Below are 20,531 nucleotides of genomic sequence, written 5' to 3' on the forward strand. Positions count from 1 at the left end.
GAGCGCCTCAGCCCGCAAATCTGTTCACCATGCGCCGGAACCAGGTTTCCTTGGGCGCGTCGAGATGCGGCGCCCTCGGGGTCAGCGCCGCGACGCCTGCCTGGTCCACAACCGTCAACCCGTCCTGGAATTGCAGCCGGTAAAGATCCGCATAGATGCCACCACGCGCCAGCAATTCGTCATGGCTGCCGTGATCGACCACGCGTCCGCGATCCATCACAACGATCTTGTCGGCGTTGCGGATGGTCGATAGCCGGTGTGCTATCACGATGGTCGTACGCCCGCCGGACAGCCGATCAAGCGCCTGCTGAACCACTTTTTCCGATTGTGCGTCCAGCGCGCTGGTTGCTTCGTCCAGCAGAAGGATCGGCGTGTCGCGCAGCAGGGCGCGAGCGATCACCACCCGCTGGCGCTGACCTCCCGACAGGGCCGAACCGCGTGGGCCGACTTGCGTATCCAGACCGTTGGCCAGCTTGGGGATGAAATCCGCCACATGGGCCGCTTTCAGAACCTCCTGCAGGTCGTCGTCGGACACGTCGGTCCGACCCAGCAGGATGTTTTCGCGCACCGATTCGTCGAACAGAAGCGCGTCCTGCGTCACCACCGCAAAAAGCCCACGCAGGTCAGGAAAGCTCATCTCGCTGACAGGCACGCCACCAACGGTCACCGCGCCCTGCGCAGGATCGACCAGCCGGGTCAGCACGTTGAAAACAGTCGATTTCCCAGCCCCCGATGCGCCCACCAGCGCTGTGGTCTCGCCCGGCTCGGCCACCAACGACAGATCGCGCAGAACCTGCGCGTCACCATAGCTGAGCGAGACGTTGTCCAGTTCCACACCCGGACGGCCTTTGGGCGCGGGTTTCGGGTTGGTGGGTGGCAGCAGCTTTACTGGCGCATCCATCAGTTCCTTGACCCGCTCAAGTGCCGCGGCGGCGGCCTGCCACTTTCCGCTCATCGCTGCTATGCGCCGCGCTGGGTCGAAGGCCAGACCGATTGCGGTGAAGAAGCTCATGAACTGACCGACGGTCTTTTCACCGCTGATAATTTCGGTCCCGCCATAAAGCAGCACGCCCATAAAGCCGACACCGGCCATCACGTCGACCAACGCGGTGATCGAGGCGGTACCTATCGTCGACTTAATGCCCGCGCGGACAAATTTTTCGTTGCCTGCGGCAAAGCGACCGACCTGGTACTCTTCGAGGCTGTTCAGCTTTACCGGGGTGATCCCGTGAAAGGTCTCGTCCAGCCGTACTGCAAGCGATGCGCCAAGGTCACGGACCTTCGCGGCCTGTTTTCTGACATAACGCTGAGCTGCACCGATCGGCAGGAATGTCAGCGGAATGCCCACCAGCATGATCAGCGTCCAGACCACATCCACATTCATCGCAACGCCCAGCAATACGAAAAGAGAAATCAGGTTCTTGCCCATGCCGGTGATGATCATCTGCCAGACCGAGTTGACCGATCCGACATCGGTCTGAACGCGCTGGATCAGGTAGCCGGGGGGATGGACCTGATGAAAGGACGTATCCTGCCGTACCATCTTCGTCAGCATGTCGACACGTAGATTCGCCGCCATTTTCTGGGACACCCGCGCCAGAAGTATCTTCTGAGCGACACCGGCAAGCCCGCGTGTGGTGAAGATAAGGAAGAACACCACGCTGACCCAGACCAGCGCGTCTTCGTTGCCCTGAACGAAGACCTTGTCGAACATCGGTTGCATCATGTAGCTGAGCGCACCGACCATGCTGCCTTCGATGAACATGAAGATCGAGGCTGCCACCAATATCCAGCGATACCGCCGCAGGTAGTCCGTCCAGACCCACGCGATGAGTTCGCGGGCGGTATATGCTGGTTTGCTCATGGCGCGGCCTTGTGCGGGAGGGGGAAGGGGAATGACGTGCAATTGGTCATGACGCGCTCATTTAAGCAGGTGGTGGGCACGTTGCAAGCTGTTGGGGCGGCAGGTCGGGTATCGGTTAGACACGTCGCTGCAATGTCACATGCGACCGGGCTAAGTGCTTCTCCAGTCTCGCAGGCGCGAAATGGCGTGGTTGAGCAGGGCCGCCAATACCAGCACCGAGACCAACCCATAAAGTGCCCAGATCACAATGAAAATCCATGTCAGATTGATCCCGCCCATGATCAGGGCGGCCAGCGTGTAATCCGGTGCGCGTGGTATCCTGTGATCGTCCATGCCGGTCCGGACCGTCTGTTTCGATAGCTGCCGGATGATCCACGATATCAGCCCTTGGCGGCGCAGTCCAATGCGCGGGGCAGGGCGGCGGCAAAGGCGTCCAGATCGGCCTCTGTCCCGCAGCTGATGCGTATGCAGCGGTTCTGCGGTGCCGAAAACGGCATGCGGACAAAAATGCCAAGTTCGATTAGGTTATCCAGCACGCGCTTTGCAAAATCGGCGTCACGCCCGCAATCGATGGCCACAAAATTGGCGGCGGAGGGCAGCGGCGACAGCCCGTTTTCGCGTGCAATATCCTCGATCCGCATACGCGACGCTGCGATCAATGCGGTGACATCAGACAGCCAGTCCTGATCTTCCAGCGCGGCAAGCGCTGCAATCTGGGCCGAGCGGTTCATGCCAAAGTGATTCCGCACCTTGTTAAAGGCCGCAATCAGCTCTGGAGCGCCGATCGCATAACCGACGCGCGCGCCTGCCAACCCGTGTGCCTTGGAAAAGGTTCGCATGCGGACCACCCGCGGATCATCCGCGGCAATCGGCATCGCGGTGCCTTCGGGGGCGCATTCGATATAGGCCTCGTCCAGCACCAGCAGCGTGCCCTCGGGCAGATGTTCCATCGCCGCATCGATCTGCGCGCCAGAATGCCAACTGCCCATAGGATTGTCGGGATTGGCCAGATAAACCAGTTTGGCCCCGGTCTCGGCGGCCTTGCGAAACAGCGCTTCGGGGTCCTCATGATCGTCGCGATAGGGCACTTTGTGCAGTGCACCCCCAAATCCTGCCACATGGTAGTTGAAGGTGGGATAGGCCCCGTCGGAGGTCACCACCGCATCACCGGGCCCGACCATCAGGCGTACCAGATAGCCCAACAGGCTGTCGATTCCTTCGCCGACCACGATGTTTCCGGGGGTAACCCCGTGATGGGCGGCCAGCGCTTGGCGCAGATCGTGGTTCTCCGGGTCGCCATACATCCACAAGGACGCGGCGCTGTCCTGAAGCGCGGCAATCGCCTTGGGCGAGGGGCCGAACACGTTCTCATTGGCACCGATCCGCGCCGCAAAAGCGTCACCTCGCGCCCGCTCCTGCGTTTCAGGGCCCACAAATGGGACAGTTGCGGGCAGGGAACAAGCAAGCGGGGTATAGCGCGGATAGGTCATGGCGGCAGATAAGCGGATCAACAGGGCCGGAACAAGTCTTGCGTCGGTGCGGGGCTTGGATCAATACTTGCAAAACGGGAACAAAGTCAGAATAGGAATCGGAATGCGTGTGTTGTTGCTGCTGGTTGCGATTGCCGCCGCTTACCTGCTGTTCTGGCCGATCCCGCTGCAACCGGTGGCCAATAAACTGCCCGAGCCGCCCGATTTCGCTGGTGATTTTGCGGTCAACACCGCGTTGGACAAGGCCGAGAAGGTCTTGCTGCCGGATGGAGAGCTGGGCCCCGAGGATATCGCGGTCACCCCTCAGGGCCATGTCTATACCGCGAGCCTGTCAGGTGATCTGTTCCGCATCGATGGGGCCGCGCCAGAGCGGGTCGATCAACTAAGCGGGCGACCGCTTGGCCTGAAGGCGGGGCCTGATGGTGCGCTCTATATCGCTGACAGCTTTCGCGGCCTGACCCGCTGGTCCGGTCCCGGCAGATTGGAAATGCTGGTCTCAGAGATTGACGGCGCGCCAGTGATCTATGCCAACAACCTTGATGTGGCGCGCGACGGGACGGTCTATTTCTCGAACTCAACCGACCGGTTCGATCCTGAGACGATGGGGGGTACGAAACTCACTTCGGTGATGACGATCTGGGAGCAGTCCGATACCGGCTATGTCGCCCGTCGCGATCCCGATGGAACAGTCGAGAAAATCGCCGAAGGTCTCGTCTATACCAATGGTGTGGCTCTGTCGCCGGAAGAGGATTTCCTGCTGATCGCCGAAACCGGGCGCGCGCGCGTGCATCGGCTTTGGCTCAAGGGGGACAGGGCCGGGCAGCAAGAAGTGTTTCTGGATAACCTGCCGGGCTATCCGGACAATCTCAAGGCGCAGGGCGATGGCACCTATTGGCTGGCCTTTGCCAGCCCGCGCGCGCCTTCGGAAAAACTGCTGCCCTACCCGTTCCTGCGCAAGGTGGTCTGGCGGCTTGGTCCCTGGGTGCGCCCGGCGCCAGTCCATCGCGGCATGGTGATCCAGTTCGACGGCGACGGAACGCTCCTGCACAATCTTCAGGACCCCGACGGGCGGCTGGGCGTCACCACAAGCGCCAGGCAGGTAGGTGACATGTTTTATGTCATGACCCTGTCCTCGCCCTGGTTCGCACGTATGCCGGTGACCGACCTGCCGCCGCGTTAGAATGGACCGACGCGCTTGGGCCGCGCATAGTGGCACCGAACTGAACCGGAGGGATCGAGATGGCACGCGTATCGGTAGAGTATGAAAACCACGTGGCGCATGTCACGCTAACCCGTGGCGACAAGCGAAACGCGCTGGACGACGCGATGTTCAAGGCCATCGTCGCCGCCGGTCAGGAGGTGGCCGTCTCGGACGCGCGCGCCGTGGTGCTGTCGGGCGAGGGCAACAGCTTTTGCGCTGGTCTGGACGTGGCGAGTTTCGCACAACTGGCCGGGCGCGACACCGAAGCCTACATAAATGCCCGAGACTTCGGCGATGCCAACGAGCCGCAGGAGGTCGCGCTGGCTTGGCGACGGGTGCAGGTGCCGGTGATCGCCGCCTTGCAGGGAGCGGTCTATGGTGGCGGTCTGCAACTTGCACTGGGCGCTGATATCCGTATTGCCGCCCCGGATACCAAGCTGGCGATCATGGAAATGAAATGGGGCCTGATCCCCGATATGGGCGGTATGGTGCTGCTGCCGCCTCTGATGCGCTCGGACGCGCTGCGCCAGATGACCTACACCGCCCGCCCGGTCTCGGCCGAACGCGGCGTGGAGTGGGGACTGGTGACCGAGATCCATGACGATCCACTGGCGGCAGCACGCGCGCTGGCTGAGGAGATCGCCGGAAAATCACCTTCCGCCATCCGGGCGGCCAAGCGGCTGATTGATCTGTCGGAACGGGCCGGGCGCGCTGATGTGCTATTGGCCGAAAGTGCCGAGCAGCTTGCGCTGATCGGCAAACCCGATCAGATGGAGGTCATCGCGGCCAACATGCAGGGCCGCAAGCCCGATTTCAAATAAGGACTCCTGCGATGCAGCCGCCACTGTCGCGTCTGGTGCTTTACACAAAGCGCATGGATGCGATGGCCATGTTCTATGAAACCCATTTTGGATATCGCACCGTGCGGCGGGCTGATGTTCGGATCGTTGAGCTGGTCCCGCCCGGTTCGGGCATACACCTGATGCTGCACCCGGCGGGCAAGGGCACGCGCGAGGGGCAGGTGGGGATCAAGCTGGTCTTTGATGTGTCGGATGTGGCTGCGTTTTGCGCGCAAGCTCGGGAGCGAGGTCTGGAATTCGGCCCGATTCACGCGGCGGATGGCTATGCGTTCTCCAATGCCAAGGACCCGTCGAAAAACACGATCTCGGTGTCCAGCCGCGCCTTTGCTGGGCGCTAGCGCATGAAGCTGTGGCGCGCATCCCGCGCCATGTTATAGCGCATTTCCAGATCCGCGATCCTTGCCATCGCCCCTTTGCGCGCCTCGAGGTCGGACAGCCGGGCATAGTCCGCCCGCGCGGTATCCTGTCCTTTCTTGAGTGAGAACTCCTCCGTCAGAAGGCACGCCTGCGCTATGATCCGATGGTCCGCAGCCAGCGCCGGGTCACTCATCGCCTCGCCCGAGCGATCGGGCAGGGGCTGGCCTTTGCCCGCTGCCCCTCAAGCTGGCCCTCGGCCTTAGCCTTGAGAATCCGACGCTCGGCGAGATTTCGTGTGGACCGTGTTATGCCTGCAACCTGGTGAAAAACCCCGCCGGGCGCGAGCGCGGCGAGGTGAAATTTCCTTTTCGAAGCAGGAAGACCGATCAGGCGATCTCGGCCAGTCGCGCCAGCGCCTCGTCCAGCCTGGCCTCTTCTTCTTCGCGGGCGGCGAGGTTGGCCTTGGCTTCTGCGACAACCTCTTCGGGGGCCGAGGCCACGAATTTGGGGTTGTTGAGACGCCCGCGCAGCCCGCCAAGTTCCTTGGCCAGCTTGCTCTTGGCTTTCTCCAGCCGTTCCTTTTCAGCACCGATATCGATGATGTCCGCCAGAGGCAGGCCAAAGGACGCACCTGGCGCTGCAATCGAGATCGTGCCCTTGGGCAGTTCCTCTGCCGCTGTCAGGCTGTCGATCCGCGCCAGACGTTTGATCAGCGCCTCGTTGCGGTCCCACGCGGTCTGACCATGCGCGTCGATCTTGGTGACCAGCATGGGTACATAAAGCCCCGCTGGCACCCGCATCTGCTGACGCGCAGAGCGGGTGTTTTCGATCACTGAGATCACCCAGTTCATCTCGCGGTCCGCCTCGGCATCGACCAGTTCAGTACCGTAAGTGGGCCAATCCGCATGAACGACCATCTTGGGCCGCGCGCCGGTCAGGCCCCAGAGCTCTTCGGTGACAAAGGGCATGATCGGGTGCAGCAGGACCATGCACTGATCCAGAACCCAGCGCATGGTGGCACGGGTTTCGGCCTGAGCCTCGGCGTCGTCACCCTGTAGCAGCGGCTTGGACAGTTCCACATACCAGTCGCAGACCTTGCCCCAGACAAAGGCGTAAAGCCCGTTCGCCGCGTCGTTGAAGCGATAGCTCTCGAGTGCTGCGTCGACCTCTTCTCGCACGCGGGCGGTTTCGCCGATGATCCAGCGGTTCACGGCGGCCTTGGGCTTCAGATCGGTGATCGCAGCCTGCGGCACGGTGTCGGTGAAGACCTCGTTCATCTCAGCAAAGCGGACGGCATTCCACAGTTTGGTGCCGAAATTGCGATAGCCGGTGATGCGTTCCTTGCTGAGTTTCAGTACGCCACCGATCGCCGCCATCGAAGCATTGGTGAACCGCAACGCGTCGGCGCCGAACTCGTCCACGATCTCCAGAGGATCGATGACGTTGCCGGTGGTCTTGGACATCTTCTTGCCCTTCTCGTCACGGACGAGCTGGTGCAGGTAGACGGTGTGGAACGGGATCTGATCGACTAGGGCCAGTTGCATCATCATCATCCGGGCGACCCAGAAGAACAGGATGTCGAATCCGGTGATCAGAACATCGGTCGGGAAGTAGCGCTCCAGCTCCTCGGTCTGTTCGGGCCAGCCAAGCGTGCCGATGGGCCAGAGGCCGGACGAGAACCAGGTGTCGAGAACGTCAGGGTCGCGCCAGACCGGATAGACCAGCTTGGTCGGGTCCTGTTCGACCGCGTACTGCGCGAGGCTTTCAGCGAATAGATGAATCGCCTCATGCTTGTCGGCAACCTCGACAACGCTTGCATGGCTCAGTGGGCTGGGAATATTGGCGTTGTCATCGAAGAATTTTTCGGTGACAGCCTCAAGGCTCGCCGCGCATTCCATGACATTGCCACGATGCAGCATGCCACCTTCGTTCAGCAGACGACCCAGTTCGACCAGATCAAGCTCGCCCTCGTTCTCGTCGCCTTTGAAATCTTCGGCGGACAAATCAAGACCATACCAGACCGGTATCTGATGCCCCCACCAGAGCTGGCGCGAGATGCACCAGGGCTCGATGTTTTCCAGCCAGTGGTAATAGGTTTTCTCGCCCGACTCGGGGATGATCTTGACCGTGCCGGCCCTGACCGCATCCAGCGCGGGGCCGACGACCCTTTCGGTGTCCACGAACCACTGGTCGGTGAACATGGGCTCGATCACAACTTTCGAGCGGTCGCCAAAGGGCTGCATGATCGGTTTGCTCTCGACCAGCGGTACAAGAGCAGCCGGATCGTCATCTTCGCTCAGCTTGGTGCCCAGCACCGGATTGTCCGCGCGGGTCATAACGGCCAGACCGTCGGCGGTGATCTCTTCGACAACTTTCGCACGCGCCTCGAACCGGTCAAGTCCGCGCAGGTGGTCGGGCACCAGATTGATCGCGTCGATCTCGTTCTCGGTGAACGCGCGCCCACGCGCGTAGTCCTGTGCTTTACCAGCCTCGACGGCATAAGGCGCGCCGTCACCCCGCATCGCTCCGCGCGTGTCCATCAGCCGGTACATCGGAATGCCGCCGCGTTTGGCCACCATGCTATCGTTGAAATCATGCGCACCGGTGATCTTCACCGCGCCTGAGCCGAAATTCGGGTCCGGGTAATCATCGGTGATGATCGGGATCTGGCGGCGGTGCTCTTTCGGGCCAACCGGGATTTCACACAGCTTGCCGATGATCTGCGCATAGCGCTCGTCCGAGGGATGAACGGCCACCGCGCCGTCACCCAGCATCGTTTCGGGCCGCGTCGTGGCGATCGAGATATAGTCGCGCTCTTCCTCAAGCACGATATTCCCGTCCTCGTCCTTTTCCGCATAGGTATAGGTCTCGCCGCCCGCCAGCGGGTATTTGAAGTGCCACATATGGCCGGGCGTTTCGATGTTCTCGACTTCGAGGTCCGAGATCGCGGTTTCAAAATGCGGGTCCCAGTTGACCAGCCGCTTGCCGCGATAGATGTACTCTTGCTGGTACATCTCGACAAAGACCTTGATCACCGCGTCATGGAAATTGGCCGAATTCTCGTGACCAGTGCGCGGATCGCCTGCTGCACCGGCCATGGTGAAGGCGTTGCGCGACCAGTCGCAGGATGCGCCCAGACGTTTCAGCTGTTCAATGATCGTGCCGCCGTATTCGCCCTTCCACTCCCAGACTTTTTCCAGGAATTTCTCGCGCCCCAACTCCCGTCGACCGGGCTGTTGGGTGGCGGCCAGCATCTTTTCCACCTGCATCTGCGTGGCGATGCCTGCGTGGTCCTGACCGGGTTGCCACAGCGTGTCGAAGCCGCGCATGCGGTGCCAGCGGATCAGGATGTCCTGCAGCGTGTTGTTGAACGCATGACCCACATGCAGCGCGCCCGTCACGTTGGGCGGCGGGATCATGACGGTAAAGCTTTCGTCGCGCGATCTGTTCGCGCCTGCCTTGAAGGCTCCGGCCTGTTCCCAGGCCTCATAGATGCGGGCCTCGGCCTCGGCCGCGTTAAAAGTCTTTTCCATCGCCATGGGGTGCGTCCTGCGTCAACGAATTCGGGTCAGGCCTGCAATAGCGAATGGGGTCGGGAAGGGGAAGGGCACATGCCGCTTTTGCGCAGATGAATGCACCGCCGGAGGCCCGGCGATGCGTTCAGGTCCTTCAATAGGACGCCTCAGATCAGCAGATCGAAGCTATGGGACAGTGGCAGCGTGCGCGCGCGCTGACCAGTCAGGTCAAAGAGCGCATTGCCAAGTGCAGGCATCGCGGGTGGGGTGCCCGGCTCGCCCGCTCCGCCCATATGTCGGTTGGTTTCCAATACGCGCACCTCGGTCACCGGCGTGGTGTGCATGCGCAACGCGTCATAATCGGGGAAGTTATACTGCTCGACTTCGCCATCGGCGAAGGTGATCTCGCCAAAGCACGCTGCCGACAGGCCATAGATCATGCCGCCGACCATCTGCGCCTCAACCGTATTGGGGTCGAGCGCGAGGCCCATATCGCAGGCGATCCAGGCCTTGTTGATGCGGATCGTGCCATCCTCGTTGACCACCTCGATAACTTGCGCCACCGGTGTGCCGAAGCTGTAGCAGAAGCCGACGCCGCGCCCGACACCGTCGGGCGTCTTGCCGGTCCAGCCTGACATCTCGCGCACTGCCTCCAGGCAACCGGCCGAGGGGGCATGTTCGGATTTCATCAACTCCAGCCTGAATTCCAGCGGGTCGCGCCCGGCGGCATGGGCCATTTCATCCAGGAAAGTGTCGTGGAAGAAGCCGTTGAAACTGTTGCCGACCGAGCGCCAGAACCCTACCGGCACGGCCAGATCGGTCACGTAGCCGCGCATCCGGTAATTGGGGATCGCGTAAGGCTGGTTGAAGGCGCCCTCGACCAGTACCTTGTCGGGGCCACCCGCAGGCATTCCGATCCGGCCCATGGCCTGATAGACTGCAGACTGCGCCGCGATCTGGCCGTCACAGAGTACCGCCTTGCCATCCTTGACCGCACCGCGCATCCGGGCCATCGCGCCGGGACGGTAGAAGTCGTGGCGCATATCTTCTTCGCGCGACCATGTGGTCTGCACTGGCACATTGGGCATCGCCATCGCGACCTTGGTGGCGATCACCGAGTAGTCGAACTCGCCTTTGCGACCAAAACCACCGCCAAGATAGGGGGTGTGAACGGACACCGCCTCGGGGTCGAGATTGGCGACCTCGGCCGCTTTCGATTGGATAATCGTGGGGGCCTGGTTGCCAGCCCAGATGTCCAGGGTTTTGCCGGTAAAGAGTGCGGTGGCATTCATCGGCTCCATCGTGGCATGGGCCAGATAGGGCAGCTTGTATTCCGCCGTGATCTCGGTCGCACCGTCGGGCAGCACGCTGACATCGCCATCGTCGCGCATGGCAGAGTTGGCCTCGCCGTCGAAACTCGCTGCGATGACGTCGAAGAGCGCGTCGGTTTCCGGCGGGTAAGGCGCCTCGCCCCAGTCCACATCAATGGCCTCGACCGCTTGCATGGCAAGCCAGGTATTGCTTGCGATCACCGCAACGCCATTGCCCAGATCGACGACCTTTTCGACGCCGGTCATGGATTCGGCGGCACTGGCGTCAAACCCCTTCATCTCGCCACCCAGTTTCGGATTGACGCGGACACTGGCGAATTTCAGGCCCTCGGGCCGCACGTCGATGCCAAACTCGGCGGTGCCGGTGGATTTGCCGACCATGTCGACGCGCGGATGGTGTTTGCCCAGAATGCGCCATTCCGAAGGGTCGCGCAGTTCGACATGGGGCGGGTCGATCTGACCGGCGGCCACGGCCAGTTCGGTATAGGAAATGCTTGTGCCGTCCGGGGCGATGACCGCGCCCTTTTCGGTCTTGAGTAGGCTACGGTCGACGCCCAACTGATCTGCGGCAGCTTGTTTCAGGGTTTCGCGGGCGGTGGCTCCGGCCTCGCGCATGCGCACGAACCCGTCCTTCATCGAGGTTGAGCCCCCGGTGACTTGCAGACTGAACACCTTGCCCAGCACACCAAGCGCTTCGGCCAGATTGTGCTGGAAATCCGAGATGTCATAGCCCTTGTTGGGCAGTGCCTCGCCCAACATCGCGCTGTTGTAATAGGCCGCCGCCGCTGGTCCGTGCAGGACGCGGATATCATCCAGTTCCACATCCAGTTCTTCGGCGATCAGCGCCGCCCAAGTGGTCATCACGCCCTGACCCATCTCGGCACGGGGCGCGAACAATGTAACGCCCTCCTGATCGATCAGGACAAAGGGGTTCAGTGCGGTTTCGCCTTCTTGCGGTTTCAGCGGGTTGGGGGCGGGGCGGTTCACATAATAGACGCCAAAAGCCACGCCGCCGACGATGGCGGCCGACCCGATCAGGAAAGTACGGCGGAGGATTTTTCCGACAGATGCCATGATTTACGCCTCCTTCAGTTTGCCAGCGGCGGTGTGGATCGCGGCGCGGATACGGGGGTAGGTGCCGCAGCGGCAGAGATTGCCCTGCATCGCCTCGTCGATCTCGTTGTCCGAGGGGCTGGGGTTTTCGGCCAGCAATGCCGCAGCCTGCATGATCTGTCCCGACTGGCAATAGCCGCATTGCGCGACCTGATGGTCAACCCAGGCCTGCTGGATCTTGGCCATCGCATCGGGTGTGCCGACGCCTTCGATGGTAGTGACATCACCCCAGACATCCGACAAAGCAACCTGGCAGGAGCGCACCGCTTCGCCGTCGATATGCACTGTGCAAGCCCCGCAGGCGGCTACGCCGCAGCCGAATTTCGTACCGGTCAGGCCAACCTCATCGCGTAGCACCCAGAGCAGGGGCATTTCATCGGGCAGGTCGACCTCATGGGTGGTTCCGTTGATTGTCAGGGATGTTGGCATGGCGCGTCTCTCCGCATCTGCTGAGTTGTGACAAAAATAGCGGAATTTGTCAGGATGTCAATTGACAAAATCGACACAAAATGTCAAAGACTGGAGTCATGAAGGATCTCGATCTCGACACAAAGCAGAAAGCCATTCTGGACGCGGCCTGGACCGCCTTTGCGACATATGGATTTCGCAAGACCTCGATGGATGACATCGCGCGTGGGGCGGGCATGTCGCGGGCGGCGCTGTACCTGCACTATCGGAACAAAGATGATATTTTCCAGACGCTTGTGCGGCATTGCTACGACAAGTGCAGCGCCGCGCTGGCCGCGGCGCTGAACCAGGACGGCGCCGTGCCGGAGGTGCTGGAAACGGCAGTTCTCGCGCAGGGTGAGATCGTGGTGCGGCCGATGCTCAGCTCTGCCCACGGGATGGAGTTGATGGAGGCGGGGACAACAACATCTTCGGAAATGGTACATGAAGGTGAGGCGCGTCTGCGCAAGATCTATGCCGACTGGCTGGCACGACATGAGAAGGCCGGGGACGTGACACTGCCTGGCAGTGCCGAAGAAATGGCGGCGCTCATCACATCGTCGCTGAAAGGGGCCAAGGTGACCGCCGGGTCTTACGACGATTATTGCCAGTCGGTAAGAATGCTCGCCGCGGTGTTTGGCGCGGGAATCGCCAACTAGATCAGGTGACCAACTGGCGGACCTTGTATTCGTCCCGGTCCCAAACGCGGTCTTGCATGATTTCTTCCAGGATCGTCACGGCACGCGCTATGTCAGTTTCGTCCAGAAACAGCGGCGTGATGCCGAACCGCAAGATATCGGGTGTGCGGAAATCGCCAATGACGCCGCGCGCGATTAAGGCCTGAATGACGGCATAGCCCTCGGGATGGCGGAACGAGACATGGCTGCCGCGCTGGGCGGGGTCGCGCGGGCTGGCAAGCTGCAAGTCGGGGCATTGCTCGCTGACCCCCGCGATGAGCATCTCGCTCAACTCGACCGCCCGGGCACGAACATCCGCCATCGCGACCCCGTCCCAGACATCCAGCGCGGCGTCGAGCGCGGCCATTTGCAGCACCGGCGGGGTGCCCACGCGCATCCGCTCGATGCCCTGCCCGGCGCGGTAGTCCAGATCGAAGGCAAAAGGCGCGGCATGGCCCAGCCAGCCCGACAGGGCGGGCAGTGCATTATCCGCATGGCGGGGCGCGACATAGATGAAGGCGGGCGCCCCGGGGCCACCATTGAGGTATTTGTAAGTGCAGCCCACTGCAAAATCTGTCCCGCAGCCGGTGACGTCGATGGCGTCCGCACCCGCGGAATGTGCCAGATCCCAGATGGTTATGATACCAAGTTCATGCGCCTTTTCGGTCAGGGCCCGCATGTCATGGCGGCGACCGGTACAGAAATCGACATCGGTCAGCATCAGCACCGCAACCTCGTCACTCAGCGAGGCGGCGACTTGCTCGGGGTCCACCAACTGCAATGTGTGCCCCTGACCCAGCGTGTCCAGCAACCCCCTTGCCATGTAGAGGTCAGTCGGAAAGTTGCCGGTATCTGACAAAACCACGCGCCGGTCCGGTGACAGCGCCAGCGCGGCGGCCAGCGCTTGATAGACCTTGATCGACAACGTATCACCCACAACCACATGGCCGGGTTCCGCGCCGATCAGTCTTCCGATCCGGTCACCCAGACGCGATGGCTGGTGGATCCAGCCCGCTTTGTTCCAGCCGGTGATCAGCATCTCGCCCCATTCGCCCTGCATGACCTCTGCCATACGGTCAGTGGCGGACAGTGGCAGCGGACCCAACGAATTGCCGTCCAGATAAGTCATGCCCTCGGGCAGGTGAAACAGGGTCTTGGTGGTGGTGAAATCGGTCATTTGACATCCTGCTGACACTTGGTGTCGCGACGATGGCCTGCTTGCAGGGGATGAGCAAGGTCTGCTGCGGCGTTGCGTCTTGGCGCGTACGGTCAGTGGATGTGGCAGGTTGTGCGCGAAATCTCCGGAGGAGCGCTGATGAAATGGCTTGATATTCCGCCGATCTGGCTGGTCGGGTTCATACTGATCGCATGGGGGCAGGCGCGCTGGGCCGCGTTCCGGTTCAGCTTTGGCGGGGTCTGGGCCGATCTGCTGGGCGGGCTGTGCGTGGGCGCGGGGCTTTTGCTGATGGTGCTGGCCCTGCTGGAGCTGCGCCGGCATCGCACCACGCCGATCCCGCATCGGACCGCCTCGGCGCTGGTCACCAGCGGCATCTTTTCGCGTTCGCGCAACCCGATCTATCTGGGGGATGCCCTGATTCTCGCTGGTCTGATCCTGCGTTTCGACGCCGTTTTGTCGCTGCCGCTGATCCCGATTTTTGTCTGGCTGCTTGAGCGGCGCTTTGTCCTGCCCGAGGAAGCCGCGCTGCGCCGGACATTCCGTGCCGACTTCGCCCGGTACGAGCGCAAGACGCGCCGCTGGCTGTAGAACAAGAGCAACTCGACGGCCAATCCAAATGCTGCGCTTGCGAAATTTTGTTGCGCAATATAGGTCAAGGCACCGCGAACCGTTTCAATCTGCGTCCGGATGCAGACAGCAAAAGGGGGCCTGACAGGTGAAGATAGGCACACCAAAAGAGAAATTTGTAGGCGAGGCGCGCGTTGCGATGACGCCAGACTCGGCGCGCCAACTGCAAAAGCTGGGTTATGACTGCGCCATCGAAAGCGGCGCGGGGGCAGCGGCCGGTTTTTCGGATGCGCGCTATGAAGAGGCCGGGGTCGAGGTCATCAAGACCGCCGCCGCGCTCTGGAAAGCGTCTGACATTGTCGCCAAGGTGCGCCAGCCTGACGCCACCGAGCTCAAGCGACTGACAAAGGACAAGACGCTGATTTCCTTCTTCAATCCTGCCGGAAACGAAGAGGGGATGGAGGCCGCCAAATCCAAGGGCGCGAACGTGATCGCCATGGAAATGGTGCCGCGGATCAGCCGGGCTCAGAAGATGGATGCGCTGTCGTCGATGGCCAATATCGCCGGGTATCGCGCGGTGATCGAGGCAGGCAACAACTTTGGTCGCTTCTTTACCGGTCAGGTGACGGCAGCCGGTAAGGTGCCGCCTGCCAAGGTACTGGTGGTGGGCGCGGGCGTTGCCGGTCTGGCCGCCATCGGCACCTCGACCTCGCTGGGTGCGATCACGCTGGCCTTCGACGTGCGCCCCGAAGTGGCCGAACAGGTCGAATCGATGGGTGCCGAGTTCGTCTATCTCGATTTCGAGGACGACCAGCAGGATGGCGCGGCCACCGGTGGCTATGCCAGCGTCCAGTCCGAAGAGTTCCGCGAAGCGCAGCTTGCCAAGTTCCGCGAATTGGCCCCCGAGGTCGATATCGTCATCACGACCGCCTTGATCCCCAACCGCGAAGCGCCCGAGCTTTGGACCAAGGACATGGTCGAAGCGATGAAACCGGGCTCGGTGATCGTCGATCTGGCGGCGGAAAAGGGCGGCAACTGCAAGCTGACCGTGGCCGATGAGAAGATCGTGACCGATAATGGCGTGACCATCATCGGCTATACCGACTTCCCCAGCCGGATGGCGTCGCAGGCCTCGACGCTTTACGCCACCAATATCCGCCACATGATGACCGATCTGACGCCCGAGAAGGACGGTCAGGTCAATCACGACATGGAAGATGACGTGATCCGCGGTGCCACCGTGACCCATCAGGGTGAGATCACCTTCCCGCCGCCGCCGCCCAAAGTGCAGGCGATTGCCGTGCAGAAAAAGCCCGAAGTCAAGGAACTGACCCCGGAAGAAAAGCGCGCCAAGGAAGTTGCAGAATTCAAGGCCCAGACCAAGCAGCAGGTCACGTTGCTGGCCGTTGGTGGCGTGCTGACGCTGCTGGTGGGCCTGATTGCGCCCGCAAGCTTCATGCAGCATTTCATCGTTTTCGTGCTGGCCGTGTTTGTTGGCTTCCAGGTGATCTGGGGCGTCGCGCACAGCTTGCACACGCCGTTGATGGCGGTCACCAACGCAATCTCGTCGATCATCATCCTGGGGGCGCTGATGCAGATCGGATCGGGCAGTTTCCTGGTGATCCTGTTGGCGGGGCTGTCTGTCTTCATGGCCGGGATCAACATCTTCGGCGGTTTCCTCGTCACACGGCGCATGCTCGCCATGTTCCAGAAATCCTAAGGGGGGCCGAGAGATGGATTTTGGCTTTACCACTGCTGCTTACGTTGTTGCAGCTGTTCTCTTCATCCTGTCCCTTGGCGGTTTGTCCAACCAGGAAAGCGCCAAGCGCGCGGTCTGGTACGGGATCGTCGGTATGGGGTTGGCAGTATTTGCTACGTTGATCGGGCCGGGTTCCGGCCTGTGGCTGCTGTCGCTTCTGCTGATTGCCGGTGGCGGCACCATTGGCGTCTATGTTGCGCAACGTGTGCAGATGACCGAGATGCCGCAGCTTGTTGCAGCGATGCACTCGCTTGTGGGTCTGGCGGCAGTCTTTGTCGGCTTCAACGCCCATTTCGAGATCAAGAACGTGGCCGAAGTGATGGCGATTGTCGATTCGGCGAAAGAGGCCGACCTGTCCGATCTGGGGGCGTTCGCCAAGCTGATCGCCAAGAAAACCTCGGCAGAGCTTGCGATCCTGCATGTGGAACTGTTCCTTGGTATCTTCATCGGGGCGATCACCTTCACCGGGTCTGTCGTCGCTTACGGCAAGCTGGCAGGCAAGGTGACGTCGGTGGCAACCAAGCTGCCGGGCGGGCATATGCTGAACGCGGGTGCTGCGGTGCTCTCGCTGATCTGTCTGATCTGGTACACTAGCACGGGCGGTTTCTTCCCGCTGTTCCTGATGACGCTGGCCGCGCTTTTCATCGGCTATCACCTGATCATGGGTATCGGCGGCGCCGACATGCCGGTGGTTGTGTCGATGCTGAACAGTTACTCGGGCTGGGCCGCAGCGGCGATCGGCTTCAGCCTCGGCAACGATCTGCTGATCGTTGTCGGTGCATTGGTTGGTTCCTCGGGTGCGATCCTGTCCTACATCATGTGCAAGGCGATGAACCGTCACTTTGTCAGCGTGATCCTTGGCGGCTTCGGTGGCCCGCAGGGCGAGCAGATGGCCGTGGAGGGTGAGCAGATCGCCATCGAGGCCGATGGCGTGGCCGCAGCGCTGAACGATGCCGACAGTGTCATCATCATCCCCGGCTACGGCATGGCGGTGGCGCAGGCACAGCAATCGGTCAGCGAACTGGTGCGCAAGCTGCGCTCGGCTGGCAAGAACGTGCGCTTTGCGATCCACCCGGTGGCGGGCCGTTTGCCCGGCCACATGAATGTGCTGCTGGCAGAAGCCAAGGTGCCGTATGACATCGTGATGGAGATGGACGAGATCAATGATGACTTCCCGGATACGGATGTAGCCATCGTGATCGGGTCCAACGACATCGTGAACCCAGCCGCCCAAGACGACCCCAACAGCCCCATCGCCGGCATGCCGGTTCTGGAATGCTGGAAGGCCAAGCAGGTCTTTGTGTCCAAGCGCGGTCAGGGCACCGGCTATTCGGGAATCGAGAACCCGCTGTTCTTCAAGGAAAACACCCGCATGTTCTATGGCGACGCAAAAGCCTCGCTGGACAAGCTGCTGCCGATGATCGAGTGAGCACGGGTCTGATCCAATTGCAAAGGGCGCCTGCGGGCGCCCTTTTCTTTTATTGATTGTCTCAGGGGGCTTTGCCCCCTTGGCCTGCGACCTCCCCCTCGGGATATTTGTAGCCAGATGAAGGTTGGAACGGGGATGGCTAAGAGATGTATGCGGCGGTATTCCGGTAGAATATTGAAATAAAAAGATATTTTCTCACTGAGTGGGAGTGTTTATAGTGAGGTCGATTACTTGGAGCCAGACATGCCGCCCATTCACGACCACCCACTGCGCTACGCGATCGCCAATGAGCTGCACGCACGACCCTTTCCGGTCGCCACGGCGCCAGGCACGGCAGTCTATCTTGCCATCAAACATCCCGATGGTGTGAATGGTGTCGCACGCGAGGAAGCGCACGCGCATCTTCTCGACCTGCTCGACCGGCACGGCACGCAGCATCCGCAACCGGGGGCCACGCATTTCTCGGGCACACTTGGTCGCCATCATCTAAAATGGGAGCAGCATACCGAGTTCGTGGCCTATACCGCCTTTTCGGATGGGGTCAGTAGCCGGGCTTTTGACCCGGCCGATTTCGAGGTGTTTCCGGCCGATTGGCTGGAGAGTGCGCCGGGGCAGCGGATCACCTCGATCGCTCTGCGCGTCATGCGCCGTCCCGATATGCCAAGGATCATCACGTCGCTGCGCGATTGGTTTGTGCCTGAAAGCCTCGCGGTTGCACATGTGCTGGACGATGCGGCGGTGGTGGCCGGGGATTTCCGGATCGATCCGGCGGGACATGTGCGACTGGCGGTCTTTGTCACGGACGGAACCGACAAGCGGCGGGTGGGCCGAATCGTGCAGCGATTGTGTGAGATCGAGACTTACAAGGCGATGTCGATGCTGGGCTTTGCGGATGCGCGCAAGATGGGGGTTCGGTTGGGCGAGTTGGACACAAAGCTGACTGAACTGACCGGTGAGATGGCCAATGAGGCGGCCCCGGCCGAAGAGACCCTGCCGAACCTTCTGACTGCCGCCGCCGAGTTGGAGACGATGGCGGCGCGCGCTTCGTTCCGGTTTGGCGCGACGGGCGCCTATGAAGCCATCGTGAACCAGCGCATCCAGCTGTTGCGGGAAGAACGGTTTCTGGGCCGCCAAACCCTGTCGGATTTCATGGTACGCCGCTACGACCCGGCGATGCGAACGGTCAAATCTACGCAGAACCGGCTGCAGAGCCTGTCAGATCGGGCGATGCGCGCCGGTGAGCTACTGCGAACGCGGGTTGATGTGCAACGCAGCGCGCAGAATCAGGAACTGCTGGAAAGCATGGACCGCCGCGCCGATCTGGCGCTGCGACTGCAGCATACGGTCGAGGGGCTGTCGGTGGTGGCGATCAGCTATTACGCGGTGTCGCTGGCGGTCTATCTGCTGGGGCCGCTGACCAAGCTGGGCCTCTCCAAGACCACACTGACCGCCGGGGTGACCCTGCCGGTTATCGCGGCGGTCTGGCTCATGGTGAAACGCATCCGTAAACACCTGGAGTGATCCGCTGTTCAGGCCGCGCTTTCGCCGCTAAGACTCACTGAAAGGGCCGTTGGCCTTCTCGCATAAAGGTCACCACATGGTCCGGTTTCCAAGAGCGTGGAGCGCAGTGGCGTCCATGTTTGTCCTCAACGGTGCCTATTTCGGCATCTGGGCGTCGCGCATCCCGGCGGTGAGCGACGCTCTGTCGCTGTCGCATGAAACCTTGGGGGTGGCGCTGTTGTTTCTGGCGGCGGGCGCGGTCTGTTCCTTTCCGATCACAGGGCGGCTGGTTGACAAGTTTGGGGCATATGGCGTCACCCTGGTTGTGGGCGTCCTTTATGCGCTCAGCCTGATCCTGTTGGGCGTGGCGGGTAGCTTCGCGTTCCTGTGTCTTGCCCTCTTTCTGTTCGGGGCCAGCCATGGGTCGATGGATGTGGCGATGAATGCCTGGGGCGCGGAAGTTGACCGGCACTTCAGGAAAGCGGCGATGTCGTCGTTCCACGCCATGTGGAGCCTGGGGGCCGGGCTGGGCGCGCTCAGCGGGTTTGCGGCGGTTCAGGCGCAGATGTCTGTGCTGGCGCATTTTATGGTGTCGGGGGCCATCGTTGCAGTGCTGACGCTTGCGGTCGCCCGCATCCGGTGGACCTCGCAACGCTCGGATCTTTCGCGCGGCAAGGTCTTTGCCTTTCCGACCGGGGTTCTTGTGCTGGTCGGGCTATCCGCATTTTGCGGTGCAATGGGCGAGGGCGCGGTTGCTGATTGGAGCGCGATTTATCTGCGCGATAGCATCGGTGCGGCAGAGAGCGTTTCGGCATTGGGCTATGCGGTATTTTCGGTTGCCATGGTGGCGGTGCGTCTTGTGGGCGGCTGGGTGATCGGCGCACTCGGTCCGGTCTTCGCGGCGCGGTTGGGCGGGGCATTTGCAACCGTCGGGGCAGCGGCAGTTGTCACCGCAGGTACCCCTTCGATCGTGTTGGTGGGGCTTGGGCTGATGGGCGTGGGGTATGCCGTGGTCATGCCGCTGGCCTTTACCCGTGCGGCCAATGATCCGGATGTGCCGCAGGGCCAGGGGATCGCCAGCGTGGCGACGCTGGGTTATGGAGGTCTGTTGATCGGGCCGCCGGTGATCGGGTTTCTGGCGCATCTGGCCTCGCTGCGGCTGGCGCTGGCTGTGCTGGTGCCGCTGGCGCTTGTGATCGTGCTGCTGGCCAGTGCGCTGCGCCCGCGCGCTGATTAGGATTCAT

17 protein-coding genes are annotated in these 20,531 nt (G+C 61.7%); 9 read left to right on the forward strand and 8 right to left on the reverse strand.

From position 1 onward, the window contains the following. Positions 1-7: 7 nt before the first annotated feature. From AB1E33_RS11040 to AB1E33_RS11050, 3 genes are all read right to left on the reverse strand, one after another. A complete protein-coding gene (locus AB1E33_RS11040) occupies positions 8-1,864 on the reverse strand; it encodes an ABC transporter ATP-binding protein (protein ID WP_372577331.1) in 1,857 nt (618 codons plus the stop codon). Between the two features lie 150 nt (positions 1,865-2,014). After that, on the reverse strand, positions 2,015-2,197 hold the full coding sequence (locus tag AB1E33_RS11045) for a hypothetical protein (protein ID WP_372577332.1): 183 nt from the start codon (positions 2,195-2,197) through the stop codon (positions 2,015-2,017). A 47-nt stretch (positions 2,198-2,244) separates the two neighbouring features. Beyond that, positions 2,245-3,354, reverse strand: a complete 1,110-nt coding sequence (locus tag AB1E33_RS11050) for a pyridoxal phosphate-dependent aminotransferase (protein WP_372577762.1) — start codon at positions 3,352-3,354, stop codon at positions 2,245-2,247. 103 nt (positions 3,355-3,457) lie between these two features. Here AB1E33_RS11050 and AB1E33_RS11055 point away from each other — a divergent pair, with 103 nt between their 5' ends. The 3 genes from AB1E33_RS11055 to AB1E33_RS11065 are packed head-to-tail and all read left to right on the forward strand — an operon-like array spanning position 3,458 to position 5,753. Continuing rightward, positions 3,458-4,534, forward strand: coding sequence for an SMP-30/gluconolactonase/LRE family protein (locus AB1E33_RS11055; protein WP_372577333.1), 1,077 nt, complete (start codon positions 3,458-3,460; stop codon positions 4,532-4,534). Positions 4,535-4,593: 59 nt separating this feature from the next. Next, a complete protein-coding gene (locus AB1E33_RS11060; RefSeq protein WP_372577334.1) occupies positions 4,594-5,376 on the forward strand; it encodes a crotonase/enoyl-CoA hydratase family protein in 783 nt (260 codons plus the stop codon). An 11-nt stretch (positions 5,377-5,387) separates the two neighbouring features. Then, entirely contained in the window at positions 5,388-5,753 is a 366-nt protein-coding gene (locus AB1E33_RS11065) for a VOC family protein (protein WP_372577335.1), read from the forward strand. On the opposite strand, the gene AB1E33_RS11070 is transcribed toward AB1E33_RS11065, so the two are convergent. From AB1E33_RS11070 to AB1E33_RS11085, 4 genes are all read right to left on the reverse strand, one after another. Beyond that, positions 5,750-5,965 (reverse strand): hypothetical protein, encoded by a 216-nt coding sequence (locus AB1E33_RS11070; RefSeq protein ID WP_372577336.1) that lies wholly within the window; start codon positions 5,963-5,965, stop codon positions 5,750-5,752. The genes AB1E33_RS11065 and AB1E33_RS11070 overlap by 4 nt on opposite strands. Before the next feature lie 193 nt (positions 5,966-6,158). Then, positions 6,159-9,311 carry a valine--tRNA ligase gene (locus tag AB1E33_RS11075; RefSeq protein WP_372577337.1) on the reverse strand — a complete coding sequence of 1,051 codons (3,153 nt, stop codon included), beginning with the start codon at positions 9,309-9,311 and terminating at the stop codon, positions 6,159-6,161. Between the two features lie 143 nt (positions 9,312-9,454). After that, entirely contained in the window at positions 9,455-11,692 is a 2,238-nt protein-coding gene (locus tag AB1E33_RS11080; RefSeq protein ID WP_372577338.1) for a xanthine dehydrogenase family protein molybdopterin-binding subunit, read from the reverse strand. 3 nt (positions 11,693-11,695) lie between these two features. Then, positions 11,696-12,160, reverse strand: coding sequence for a (2Fe-2S)-binding protein (locus tag AB1E33_RS11085; protein WP_372577339.1), 465 nt, complete (start codon positions 12,158-12,160; stop codon positions 11,696-11,698). 98 nt (positions 12,161-12,258) lie between these two features. Between AB1E33_RS11085 and AB1E33_RS11090 the strand changes: the two genes are divergently transcribed. Continuing rightward, positions 12,259-12,837: a TetR/AcrR family transcriptional regulator gene (locus tag AB1E33_RS11090; protein WP_372577340.1), complete on the forward strand. Its 579-nt coding sequence runs from the start codon at positions 12,259-12,261 to the stop codon at positions 12,835-12,837. Between the two features lies 1 nt (position 12,838). Here the strand turns inward: AB1E33_RS11090 and kynU are convergent, their stop codons facing one another. Beyond that, the gene (gene kynU / locus AB1E33_RS11095; protein ID WP_372577341.1) at positions 12,839-14,032 is read right to left on the reverse strand and encodes a kynureninase; all 1,194 of its coding nucleotides are present in this window, start codon (positions 14,030-14,032) and stop codon (positions 12,839-12,841) included. A gap of 138 nt (positions 14,033-14,170) precedes the next feature. Here kynU and AB1E33_RS11100 point away from each other — a divergent pair, with 138 nt between their 5' ends. From AB1E33_RS11100 to AB1E33_RS11120, 5 genes are all read left to right on the forward strand, one after another. Further along, a complete protein-coding gene (locus AB1E33_RS11100; protein ID WP_372577342.1) occupies positions 14,171-14,620 on the forward strand; it encodes a methyltransferase family protein in 450 nt (149 codons plus the stop codon). A 127-nt stretch (positions 14,621-14,747) separates the two neighbouring features. Beyond that, positions 14,748-16,319, forward strand: a complete 1,572-nt coding sequence (locus tag AB1E33_RS11105; RefSeq protein WP_372577343.1) for a Re/Si-specific NAD(P)(+) transhydrogenase subunit alpha — start codon at positions 14,748-14,750, stop codon at positions 16,317-16,319. Positions 16,320-16,332: 13 nt separating this feature from the next. Beyond that, complete coding sequence (locus tag AB1E33_RS11110) at positions 16,333-17,787, forward strand: NAD(P)(+) transhydrogenase (Re/Si-specific) subunit beta (RefSeq protein WP_372577344.1); 1,455 nt, start codon at positions 16,333-16,335, stop codon at positions 17,785-17,787. 243 nt (positions 17,788-18,030) lie between these two features. After that, complete coding sequence (locus tag AB1E33_RS11115) at positions 18,031-19,308, forward strand: DUF3422 family protein (protein ID WP_372577345.1); 1,278 nt, start codon at positions 18,031-18,033, stop codon at positions 19,306-19,308. A gap of 115 nt (positions 19,309-19,423) precedes the next feature. Further along, entirely contained in the window at positions 19,424-20,524 is a 1,101-nt protein-coding gene (locus AB1E33_RS11120; protein ID WP_372577346.1) for an MFS transporter, read from the forward strand. The last annotated feature ends 7 nt before the right edge of the window (positions 20,525-20,531 follow it).

Source organism: Ruegeria hyattellae (assembly GCF_041537925.1).
GTDB lineage: Bacteria > Pseudomonadota > Alphaproteobacteria > Rhodobacterales > Rhodobacteraceae > Ruegeria_C.

Excerpts from the sequence above, each read along its gene's own strand:
- AB1E33_RS11065 (WP_372577335.1), top strand. The coding sequence starts at position 5,388 with ATGCAGCCGCCACTGTCGCGTCTGGTGCTTTACACAAAGCGCATGGAT.
- kynU (WP_372577341.1), bottom strand. The coding sequence starts at position 14,032 with ATGACCGATTTCACCACCACCAAGACCCTGTTTCACCTGCCCGAGGGC.
- AB1E33_RS11085 (WP_372577339.1), bottom strand. The coding sequence starts at position 12,160 with ATGCCAACATCCCTGACAATCAACGGAACCACCCATGAGGTCGACCTG.
- AB1E33_RS11040 (WP_372577331.1), bottom strand. The coding sequence starts at position 1,864 with ATGAGCAAACCAGCATATACCGCCCGCGAACTCATCGCGTGGGTCTGG.
- AB1E33_RS11080 (WP_372577338.1), bottom strand. The coding sequence starts at position 11,692 with ATGGCATCTGTCGGAAAAATCCTCCGCCGTACTTTCCTGATCGGGTCG.
- AB1E33_RS11115 (WP_372577345.1), top strand. The coding sequence starts at position 18,031 with ATGCCGCCCATTCACGACCACCCACTGCGCTACGCGATCGCCAATGAG.
- AB1E33_RS11100 (WP_372577342.1), top strand. The coding sequence starts at position 14,171 with ATGAAATGGCTTGATATTCCGCCGATCTGGCTGGTCGGGTTCATACTG.
- AB1E33_RS11045 (WP_372577332.1), bottom strand. The coding sequence starts at position 2,197 with ATGGACGATCACAGGATACCACGCGCACCGGATTACACGCTGGCCGCC.
- AB1E33_RS11090 (WP_372577340.1), top strand. The coding sequence starts at position 12,259 with ATGAAGGATCTCGATCTCGACACAAAGCAGAAAGCCATTCTGGACGCG.
- AB1E33_RS11110 (WP_372577344.1), top strand. The coding sequence starts at position 16,333 with ATGGATTTTGGCTTTACCACTGCTGCTTACGTTGTTGCAGCTGTTCTC.
- AB1E33_RS11120 (WP_372577346.1), top strand. The coding sequence starts at position 19,424 with ATGTTTGTCCTCAACGGTGCCTATTTCGGCATCTGGGCGTCGCGCATC.
- AB1E33_RS11055 (WP_372577333.1), top strand. The coding sequence starts at position 3,458 with ATGCGTGTGTTGTTGCTGCTGGTTGCGATTGCCGCCGCTTACCTGCTG.
- AB1E33_RS11070 (WP_372577336.1), bottom strand. The coding sequence starts at position 5,965 with ATGAGTGACCCGGCGCTGGCTGCGGACCATCGGATCATAGCGCAGGCG.
- AB1E33_RS11075 (WP_372577337.1), bottom strand. The coding sequence starts at position 9,311 with ATGGCGATGGAAAAGACTTTTAACGCGGCCGAGGCCGAGGCCCGCATC.
- AB1E33_RS11060 (WP_372577334.1), top strand. The coding sequence starts at position 4,594 with ATGGCACGCGTATCGGTAGAGTATGAAAACCACGTGGCGCATGTCACG.
- AB1E33_RS11050 (WP_372577762.1), bottom strand. The coding sequence starts at position 3,354 with ATGACCTATCCGCGCTATACCCCGCTTGCTTGTTCCCTGCCCGCAACT.